Annotated in this window: 8 protein-coding genes; 2 read left to right on the top strand and 6 right to left on the bottom strand. The window is 60.9% G+C overall.

Features of this window, described 5'->3' with window-relative positions:
- Positions 1-1,901 (top strand): tetratricopeptide repeat protein (locus EOL86_09270; GenBank protein ID NCD25766.1); only part of this gene is annotated, 1,901 nt, incomplete at its 5' end.
- Between the two features lie 8 nt (positions 1,902-1,909).
- Positions 1,910-2,722 (top strand): AmmeMemoRadiSam system protein B, encoded by an 813-nt coding sequence (amrB, locus tag EOL86_09265; protein ID NCD25765.1) that lies wholly within the window; start codon positions 1,910-1,912, stop codon positions 2,720-2,722.
- Between the two features lie 108 nt (positions 2,723-2,830).
- Here the strand turns inward: amrB and EOL86_09260 are convergent, their stop codons facing one another.
- The 6 genes from EOL86_09260 to EOL86_09235 all read right to left on the bottom strand — a co-directional run.
- The gene (locus EOL86_09260) at positions 2,831-4,156 is read right to left on the bottom strand and encodes an HlyD family type I secretion periplasmic adaptor subunit (protein ID NCD25764.1); all 1,326 of its coding nucleotides are present in this window, start codon (positions 4,154-4,156) and stop codon (positions 2,831-2,833) included.
- Positions 4,157-4,217: 61 nt separating this feature from the next.
- Positions 4,218-5,876, bottom strand: a complete 1,659-nt coding sequence (locus EOL86_09255) for a type I secretion system permease/ATPase (protein NCD25763.1) — start codon at positions 5,874-5,876, stop codon at positions 4,218-4,220.
- Positions 5,877-5,886: 10 nt separating this feature from the next.
- A complete protein-coding gene (locus tag EOL86_09250) occupies positions 5,887-7,242 on the bottom strand; it encodes a TolC family protein (protein ID NCD25762.1) in 1,356 nt (451 codons plus the stop codon).
- A gap of 11 nt (positions 7,243-7,253) precedes the next feature.
- A complete protein-coding gene (locus EOL86_09245; GenBank protein NCD25761.1) occupies positions 7,254-8,966 on the bottom strand; it encodes a type I secretion system permease/ATPase in 1,713 nt (570 codons plus the stop codon).
- An 80-nt stretch (positions 8,967-9,046) separates the two neighbouring features.
- On the bottom strand, positions 9,047-9,274 hold the full coding sequence (locus EOL86_09240; GenBank protein NCD25760.1) for a hypothetical protein: 228 nt from the start codon (positions 9,272-9,274) through the stop codon (positions 9,047-9,049).
- A gap of 142 nt (positions 9,275-9,416) precedes the next feature.
- On the bottom strand, positions 9,417-10,066 hold a 650-nt coding region (locus EOL86_09235; GenBank protein ID NCD25759.1), incomplete at its 5' end, for a polysaccharide biosynthesis protein.

Below are 10,066 nucleotides of genomic sequence, written 5' to 3'. Positions count from 1 at the left end.
CCCTGGCCGACGGGCGGCTGGCGGCGGCGCGGGAAATTCTGCAAGGCATGCTGCGCCAACAGGACGTGCCCGATGATCTGCGGGAAGAGCTCCTGTTCATGGTTGCCGATATTTTGATGCAGGAGGGCCGGTCGGATTTGTCCGCCAATTTTTCCAAGATCCTGGCCGCGTACGAGGCCGCCAAGAATTACGACCCGCCTTCGGAGCGGCTGCCCGAAGCCCTGGCCAATATCGGCTATCTTCATCTGGCCGTGGGCAACGTGCCCGAGGCCAGGGGATATTTTGATTATTTGCGGCGGCGATTTCCCGAGGATCCCCGCGTGCCCATGATCGATTATTATTGGGGCGAGCACTATGCCGCCCAAGGCGCCGTGCAAAAGGCGGCGGACCATTTTCAGTACGTGTTGCAAAATCATCCGAAAAGCGCGGCGGCCGAGCCCAGCGCCGTGGGCTTGCTCAAGTGCCTGGGGGATTTGGGGTATGCCGACAAGGCGTATGAATCGGCCAGGCGCATTGAAAAACAGTGGCCTGGAGTGCACCTGCGCTATCCCGGTTTTCTCATGGCCGCTGGCAACGCGGCCCTGGCGACCGGGGACCTGGACAAGGCCAGGGATTATTTCTGGACCTACTACAATGTGTATCCCCAAAGTTTCGACGCGGACATGGCCCTGGTCCGTATTGGCGACATCTTTGTCAAAACCGGCCAGCACGGCGCGGCCCGGGACACGTTCCACAAGGCGGCCCAGGAGTATCCGGACAAGGAAGGCGGGCTCATCGCCCAGATGCGTCTGGCCGAGGAAGGGCTGCTCGCGCCCACGGCGGACTTTGTCGGCCCTCTTCCCCGGCGCCCCGCCTTGGATCCGGAAGCCGTTTATGGCCGTATCCTGGAAAATCCGGACGGCAGTCTGGCCCCCGTGGCCAGGCTCAAGCTGGCCATGTGGTATCTGTGGAACAAGCGTTACGAGCCGGCCTTGCGGGAAGCGGCCCGCTTCGCGGCGGATTATCCCGACCATGATTTGTCGGACAAGAACGGCGCGGTGCAGGGCAGAGCCATCCGTGAATGGATTCTGGCCAGCCATGCCGCCGGGGATTTTCCAACCGTGCTGCGCGCCTGGGACGAGCACGGACATCTGTTGGAAAACGGCGGCTTGGAGCCCGGGGTCCGGCTGGCCGTGGCCACGGCCATGCTGGAGAACGACCAGACGGACAGGGGTCTGGACATGGCCAAACCCTTGATCCAGGCCAAGCCCCGGAACGGTTTTTCCGAGCCCGCCCTTGATCTGGTGCTGTCCAACTTGGTCGGACTGAAACGCTGGCGGGACGTGATCGACGTGGTCCGCGAGGCGTCAGCCTGGAACCTGCCGCCGGACAGGCAGCGCGAGCTGGATTATGCCGCCGGACTGGCCCACGAAAATCTGGACGAGCATCGCGACAGCCAGAAATTTTGGGCCAAGCTGGCCACGGACATGGGCGTGCCCGACGCCCAGCGGTCCTATGCCTTGTATTTTCTGGCGCGACAGGCCATGTCCTCGGGCGACGTGGAACGGGCCGGAATCCTGGCCCAGGACGCGTTGAACCTGCTGGTCAAGGAAAAGACGGACATTCCCAAGATCAAGGACTGTCTGGACATGCTGATCCGGGCCGCCGAGGCGTCGGGTCGCGATCAGGATGCCTTGTCCTGGGTGTTGCAGTATGATGAATATATTCCCGAGGCCGATCCGGGGTGGCCCGCCTTCGCGTACCGCAAGGCCCTGCTGTACAAGAAGCTTGGGGATCGAGACAAATGGCGGGAAATCGCGACCGATTTGATCGCCAAGAAGCCCGATACCCTGTACAGCCGCATGGCCGCCTCGGAATTGGAAGCCCAGCGTTTGGAACAGGAAACACAAAGATTTCGATAGGAGGAGTCATGAGTTTTGACCGCGAACCCATCGTGGCGGGGCAATTTTACGCCGACAGTTTCGAGCAGTGGCTGGACGTCGTGCGGGGCTGCATGCGTGGCCAGACCGAACGCGAGGTCACGTCCAAGCTGGTCATGGTGCCCCACGCCGGGCATGTGTTTTCCGGCAACGTGGCCGGCAAGACCCTGGCCCAGGCCAAACTGGCGGACACGGTCCTGCTGCTTGGCCCCAACCATACCGGCATGGGCGCCCCCCTGGCCGTATGGCCGGACAGCAAATGGAATCTCCCCGGCGCGTCCCTGACCGTGGACGCGGAGCTGGTCCGGGCCTTCCTGGAGGCCGAACCCGCCCTGACCGCTGATCGGGTGGCGCATATCCAGGAACATTCCCTGGAAGTGGTTCTGCCCTTTCTCTGGGCCAAGAATCCGGACTTGCGCATCGTGCCCATCGTGGTCGGAGACCCCCGACCGCACAAATTGGGCGGCGCGGCCTCGAAAATCGCCGAGGTGCTGACCGCGTTGGGGCGCGAGGTGACGGTCGTGGTCAGCTCGGATATGAACCATTTCGCCTCGGACGCGGCCACCCGTGAAATCGACAAGCGCGCCCTGGCCCCGATCTTGGCCCTCAATCCCATGGAATTTTATGGCACGGTACGTGGCGAAAACATTTCCATGTGCGGGGTGCTGCCCATGACCATGGGCATGCATCTGGCCAACATCATGGGCGCCAAAAAAGCCGAACTCGTGGCCTATGCCACATCGGGCGAGGTTAACGGCGATTTGTCCCGGGTGGTGGGCTATGCCGGGGTGATCATCGAATAGGGGGCGCGTCGCGTTCAAATCCGATGGGCTGACACGAAAAAAAGCTCCCGGACGCCGCGAGGTGTCCGGGAGCTTTTGGTGTGCAGCGTCCCCGGGAAGGGTCGTTGGCTATTGTTCAAGCAGGGCGTTGTCCATGACCTTGAAGAAGGGGTCGAGCAGGTAGGACAAAATCGTGCGCTCCGTCGTGGTGATATAGCATTCCGCGGGCATGCCCGGGTACAGATAGGCGCCGGCCTTGGTGAGCGCCTCCTCGTCCACGGCGAGGTGCACCTCGTAAAAGGGCATGTCTCCAGCCGAGGTCTGCTGTTTGAGCTGGTCGGCCGAGACATAGTCCACAACGGCTGGAAACCGGGGCATGACGCGCCGGTCAAAGGCCGAAAGCATGACTTCGGCCTCCTGATCCTTGAACACCTTGGTGATGTCCGTGGGTGAAATCCTGGCTTCAACGATGAGCTTGGCATCCTTGGGCACGATATCCATGAGGGGTTCGCCGGCGCGAATGACCGCCGAATCCTCGGAATGGACCTGCATGTTCAGGACAACGCCGTCAACCGGGGACAGGATGTCCAGACGTTTTTTGGAGTCCCGTATGGGGCGCAGCTGTTCCCGAAGCTGGAAGATTTCGTCCGAGACCTTGCTCAGTTCGGTGATGGCGTTCTCGCGATAGGTGTTGCGCAAATCCACGATGCGCAGCCGCAGTTCATCAATGCGTTGCTTGCCCTCGGCAATGCTCTGCCGCAGGCTGCCGGCCTGCCCTTCGGCCGTGGCCAGTCGGCGGTTCAGCTCGAGGATTTGGGCCTTGTCGATATATTTTTCCTGGAGCAGGGCGTTCTTGGCGGTGATTTCGCTCCCCAGGCTGGCGATGATGTCCTGCTGGGCAGTGAGTTCGGCCTGGGCGCCGTCGGCTTGCTCGCGCAACTGCCGGATTTGGGAGTTATGCAGGGAGATTTTTCCCTCCATGTCGCGTAGCCGAGACACAAAGACTTCTTCCTCTTTCTGACGGGCAGCCCGGACTTCCGGTTCGGCCTCGGCCGCGAGCATCTCCTTGGGCCACTCGATGGCCGGCTTGAGCTGGCTTTCGGCCCGCAAGCGGGCCGCCAGGGCGATCTTGGCCCAGAGGTGCCCCTGGGTCAGGGATACCGATGCGTCGATGCGTTCGTCGCGCAACCGGATCAGCACCTGTCCGGCCTTGACCGCGTCTCCCTCCCGCACCAGGATTTTGTCCACGATCCCCCCTTCCAGGTGCTGGACCGTCTTCTTGTTCTGGGAAACCTTGACCGTGCCCGCGGCCACCACCGCGCCGTGGAAGGGCAGCAACACGGACCAGGCGATCAGACCTCCGAAAAAAAGCGCGATAATGAGCAGCCCGGTCCAGATGATCGGGCGTGGATTGGTATCCAAAACTTTGAGTTCTTCGGGTGTCAGCGTTGACATTGTCCACTCTCCTCGTGCGTTCTCGTCTCGATTTTCGTTTCCGGGCCGTGCACCCGATCCATCAAGCCCGCCCCGCGCTGGCCGCGGCCATGGCCTGGAAAACCTCTTCGCGGGGGCCGAAAAAGGCCGATCTGCCTTCCTTGAGCACGAGGACCTTGTCCGCGGACGCCAGCAAGGACGGCTTGTGCGTGACCATGACGGTGGTCACCCGGCGGGCCTTGAGCTCCCGCAAGGCCTGGCCCAGGGCGCGCTCACCGGAATCGTCGAGGTTCGAATTGGGTTCGTCCAGAATGACGAATTTCGGGCCGCCATAAAAAACACGGGCCAGACCGATCAGCTGCCTCTGGCCGCCGGACAGCTGCATGCCGAGGTCGCCGATTTGCGTGTCGTAGCCTTGCGGCAGACGCAGGACCATGTCGTGAATGCCGGCCAGGGTAGCGGCTTCGACCACTTTTTCGGGCTCGACCGTGCCCATGCGCGCGATATTTTCACTGACCGTGCCGGCAAAAAGCTCCACGTCCTGCGGCAGGTAGCCGATATGCCGGCCCAGGGCATCGCGGTCCCAGGTGGCGATGTCGGCGCCGTCCAAGCGTACCGTGCCCGATGTGGCGCCCCAGATCCCAAGCAACAGGCGGCACAGGGAGCTTTTTCCCGCGCCGCTGGGGCCGATCAGGCCCATGGACTCTCCCGGAGCCAGGGCAAAAGACACTCCGGCCAGGATTGGGCGGCCGCCAATGGCCAGGCTGGCCGTCTCGACATCCACCTTGCCCTCGGGATCGGGCAGCTCCATGGCCGGGCGTTCCGACGCCGCTTCCAGCAGGCCGGCCAAGCGTTTGTAGGCCGCCCGGGCGTCCACGGTCTGCTTCCAGGTGCCCATGATGCGGTCCACGGGACCCATGGCCTGGCGCATGATGACCGACGCGGCGATCATGACCCCGGCCGTGGATTCATTTTCCAAAACCAGGTACGCGCCCAATCCATAGACCAGAACCTGCATCGCGGTCCGGAAGCTGCCGGACACGGATCCCAGCGCCGTGCTGAAGCGGTAGGCCTTGGTTTGGAGGTACAGCGCCTGGTCATAGGGCTCCTTCCAGTGCGCGATCATCCCCGGCAGCATGTTCATGCCGGCGATGACCTCGGCGTTGCGCAGTCCCAGGGTCAGCAGTTGTCCGGAGTGCCGTTCCATGGTCTTGGCCATGGTGAACCGGGGGCCGCTCAAGTACTCCTGGGCAATGCCCAGGACCAACACGACAAGGATGCCGGCCACGGCCAGCCAGCCAAGCAGCGGATGCATGCAGAAAATGGCGGCCACGTAAACTGGTACCCACGGCAGATCGAAAAAGGAAAAGGCCGCGTTGCCGGCCAGGAAGTTCCGCAGCGTGTTGATGTCCACGATTCCTTCCCGGTACGAGCGCGAATCGATCCGGACGGCGTCCCGCATCATTTCGCGGACCACCGGCTCGGTCAGGTTCTGGTCCACGGACAATCCCACCCGGATGAGCAGCCGGGACCGCAGAAAATCCAGACACGCCAGGACCACGAGCGCCAGCACCGCGCCGACGCTGACCGTGAGCAGGGTCGGGATGCTGCGACTGGCCAGGACCTTGTCGAAGATAATCAGCATGTACACAGGAAAAACCAACTGCAGCATGTTGATAAACAAACTGAAGAAGCCCGCGAATCCGAGGGCTCGCTTCCACTTTTTGAGAAAACGGTTCATGGTGTCCCCTTTACTGCAGAGAAAAAGTACGCCGGCCCATGGCGTGGTACAGATTCGCCAAGGCCTGTTGGCAGTCGACCTGGGTTTTGACCAGGTTGGATTCGGCGTTTTGCAACTGGCTCTTGGCCATGATGAGCTCCGGCAACGTGCCCAGGCTTTTGTCCAGACGGGCGGTGGCCATGGCCACGTTTTCCCGGGCGCTTTTCAAAAACGCCAAGGCATGGGCGGCCCGGTTCCGCGAATCCTCGAAAGAGGTATGGGCCTTTTCGATCGCCGTGTAGATCAGGGATTCCTGATCCCGCAGGTTGTGTTGCAGGCGGCTGATTTCGTGCTTCATCCGCCGTACCTGGTAATAGTCGCGCCCGCCGGCGAAGAGATCCCACTCCAGACTCAGCTGTCCCACGGTATACAGGGTGGAGTAGTCCCGGTCGTAATCGCCGTAGGCCGTCTCCGAGGGCAGCCGATAATCGACATCGATGTTGTTATAGCCCAGACTCAGATTGAGCCGGGGTAAAAACGCGCCCTTGGCCACGTCCCGGTCCTTTTGCACGACCTCGATGGCCAGTTTGGCCAGACGCACGGCCGGACTGGTCGTCAGGGCTTCGCATCGGATATCCTCCAGGGTCAGTTCCGGGGCGTAGCCGACATCCCAGGCATTGGGCACGAAGTCGATTTTGTTGGTAAAGGGAATCCGCATTAGCCCCTTGAGTTCGATGGTCTTGGTGGCGATGAACGACTCCGTCTCGCTTAGCGTCTGCCGCGCGTTGGCGATTTCCACCTCCACTTCGAGAACGTCGCTGTAGGACACCAGGTGCTGGCCAAACATCGCCGCCAGGGCCTTGCCGTTCATTTCCAGGCTTTCCAGGTGGGCCGCGTGAATCCGAGCCTCTTCCACGGCCCGCTGCCTGTCCAGAAACGCGGTCTGGACGTCCAGGATCAACCGGGACACGGCTTCCTCTTTTTCGGCCAGGGCGTATTGGTGCGCCAGGACGGCCCTCTGATAGCCATTCAAGACGGTCAACCCGGCGAACAGCGTCTGGGTCAGCTGCAGGCCATAGGAATCAACCACCTGGTCGTCGTAGTCACTGTTGCTGGCGCCAGTGCTGTCCAGACCGGTGATCTTTTTTCGGGACCCGACACCGGACAGCTTCGGGAAAAACCCAGCACGGGCCACGCCGATTTCGGCCTCGGCCTTGCGCGTTGCTTCCTCGGCCGCCAAAATTCGAGGACTGCGTTCGATGGCCATTTCGACACATTCGCGCATGGTGTACGCGGGGGGCCGCGTCGGATCATCCGCGGTCAGGGCCGGCGTGGCGCCGAGCATGATCAGCGCGCACAGCAGCCCAAGCATTGTCTTCCATTGCATATTTCTCTCCCTTACGCCGAGACCGCCGCCAATCCCGCGCCGCCGATTCCGGCGGGAGGATTGACCGGACGGGATATCGCGGCGAGAACTTCATCCCTTGGGCCCCAGTACGCGACCTGTCCGTTCTGGAGCATGAGCACCTTGTCCACGACGCCCAGCAAGGAAAATTTATGGGTGATCATGACACAGGTCGTGCCCTGGTCGGCCTTGATCCGGGTCAGGGCGTCGATCAGGCGTTCTTCGCCCGCCTCGTCGAGATTGGAATTCGGTTCGTCCAGCAGCAACAGCCTGGGCGCGCCGTAAAGTGCCCGGGCCAACCCGATGCGTTGCTTCTGGCCGCCGGAAAAACGCACTCCATCCGTGCCGCCGACCATGGTTTCGTAACCCTGGGGCAGGGCCTCGATCATGGATTCTATGCCCACGATCCGGCACACCCTGGTTACTTCGTCCATGTCCACCTCGCCCAGGCGGGCGATGTTCGCAGCCACGCTTACCGGGAAAAGTTCCACCTCCTGGGGCAGGTATCCGATGTGGGGGCCGAGCTCCGTCTTGTCCCAGAGTTGGAGACTGACGCCGTCCAGGCGCGCGGCACCGAAAATAGAGGGCCACAGGCCGAGGAGAACCCGCAGCAAGGTGGTTTTGCCCGCTCCGTTGGGACCGACCAGCCCCATGAATTCGCCTGGCTCCAGATCAAAGGACACTTCGCGCAGCAGCAGTCGTCCACCCAGGGCGAAGGTGACCCGGTCCGCGACAAGGGCGCCGCGCGGCGCGGGCAGGGACATTTTGGGCGGCACCTTGGACAGGAGGTAAAAAAAGCCATGCAGGCGTTTGTAGGCTTCACGGGCCTGGACAATGGTCTTGGCACCGAACAGCACGCGCATGAAGGGAGACAGGGCCTGCCCCTCGATGACCGAAACCACGATGATCAGGCCGGCGTTGAAATTTTCCGTGATGGCCAGCCAGGAGCCGACGGCGTAAAGCAGAACGTTCATCAGGATCTGAATCGACTTGATGGAACTTTGGGTCAGGCCGGCATAGCGGCTGGCCATGGTCTGATGCACGACGATTTCCGTGTTCCGGGCGTCAAAGCGGTCATGAACGCTTCGGCCCATGCCCATGGCATTGACCACCTCGGCGTTGGCCAGCATGGAGTCCAGGAAGCGTTTGTTGCCTTGGGCCAGGGAATTGGCCTTGACGAGGCGATCCCGGGTGTACCGGTCCTGGAGGAAGATCAGCAGCAGGATGGCCAGTCCCACGCCCAGCGTGACCACGCCCAGCATGGGGTGGAAAAGGAAGATGATCAGAACGTAAAACGGCGTCCATGGGATGTCGAAAATAGCGGGCAGGGAATCGCTGTTCAAAAACGCGTTGAGGGTCGAAATGTCGCTCATGCCTTGCTGGTAGGCCTGTTTGGATGGCCCCGCGTACCCCAGGAGCGTGTGCCGGAAAATATGCGGACTGAACGAGGCAACCAGATCGACGCCGACCATGCGCAGTATTCTTTTGCGCAGGAAGCCGAAAAAAAGAAGAAAAAACAGGGCAAAAACGGCGATAACGGTTATGGAATAGAGCGAATCGTGGTCATAGCTGCTGAATATCGCGTCGTAGATCGCGAACATATAAAACGAAAACGTCAGCTGGAGCAAGTTGATGAAACAGCTTATGAATCCGGCGTAGACAAAATATTTTCTCCACTTCCGTAAAAAATCCTTCATTGTTTTCATGAATTCAATCCATACCACGCCATGGCATATTTATTCATTATGCCCATGGTGTTCTTCTTCAAAAATATCCATGGGAGGCATCATGAGATATTCGTGCATCCATTTTTTTTGCGATCAAGCAGTATCCGAATGTGCCGTGGGGATAGCAATGCGTTGTCCTTGGGCAAGATTTCCCCGGATTTGCGTTTTGGCTTGGGCTCGTATTCGGCCAGACGATCGAAAATAATATACAGAAAGACGAATACCAAAGGCCCCAGCGTTACATACAGGCCAATGATAAGGGCCAGGATCATAAATCCAGAGTCCATGAAACATCCACCCCGCGCCGATTCACGACGCGATCACGTCCATCGGCGACAGACACAAATCATTCAAAAAAATTCAAGTGATGGGATCAAAAAAAGGGAAGTCATCACCAACACGTCCCAATGCGGACTAAATACGACGCTGTCAACCACGGCCCTTGTCCTGGGCAAGACCAGGTGTCGGGTCGGGGTGGAATTCCGGCACCAGGCGTTCCAGTTCCCGTCGGATCGTGACCGCGTCAAAGGTCGTGGCGGCCTGGAGCAGGGGCCCGATGCACTGTTGGGCTTCGTGCTCGCCGAGAGGCTCCAAAACCATGATCTGATCGTGGCCGGTTTCGATGATGCCTTCGCCGGTAGTGATCAGTTCCTCGTAAAGCTTTTCGCCCGGCCGCAGGCCCGTGAAGCGGATTTCGATGTCGTCCACGGATTTGCCGGACAAAACGATCAGATCCCGGGCCAGGTCGGCGATGCGCACGGGCTGGCCCATTTTGAGGATGAAGATTTCTTTGCCCCGGCCCAGGGCTCCGGCCTGAACGATGAGCTGGGCGGCCTCGGGAATGGTCATGAAGTAGCGCGTCACCTCGGGATGGGTGACCGTGACCGGGCCGCCGTGGGCGATTTGCTTGCGAAAGAGCGGGATGACCGAACCCGACGAGCCGAGCACGTTGCCGAAGCGCACGGCCATGAATGTGGTTCGGCCCCCGCTCCTGGCGCGCATGAGCAGCTCGGCCACGCGTTTGGTCGTGCCCATGACATTGGTCGGCCGCACGGCCTTGTCCGTGGACACCAGCACGA

This window comes from Deltaproteobacteria bacterium (genome assembly GCA_009930495.1).
Taxonomy (GTDB): domain Bacteria; phylum Desulfobacterota; class Desulfovibrionia; order Desulfovibrionales; family Desulfomicrobiaceae; genus Desulfomicrobium.
Note: the sequence above shows the minus strand (reverse complement) of the source record. Positions and strands in the feature narration are given on the sequence as shown.

What these genes read in the sequence shown, in the direction of transcription:
- amrB (NCD25765.1), top strand. Translation starts at nt 1,910, where the DNA reads ATGAGTTTTGACCGCGAACCCATCGTGGCGGGGCAATTTTACGCCGAC.
- EOL86_09255 (NCD25763.1), bottom strand. Translation starts at nt 5,876, where the DNA reads ATGAACCGTTTTCTCAAAAAGTGGAAGCGAGCCCTCGGATTCGCGGGC.
- EOL86_09245 (NCD25761.1), bottom strand. Translation starts at nt 8,966, where the DNA reads ATGAAAACAATGAAGGATTTTTTACGGAAGTGGAGAAAATATTTTGTC.
- EOL86_09260 (NCD25764.1), bottom strand. Translation starts at nt 4,156, where the DNA reads ATGTCAACGCTGACACCCGAAGAACTCAAAGTTTTGGATACCAATCCA.
- EOL86_09250 (NCD25762.1), bottom strand. Translation starts at nt 7,242, where the DNA reads ATGCAATGGAAGACAATGCTTGGGCTGCTGTGCGCGCTGATCATGCTC.
- EOL86_09240 (NCD25760.1), bottom strand. Translation starts at nt 9,274, where the DNA reads ATGGACTCTGGATTTATGATCCTGGCCCTTATCATTGGCCTGTATGTA.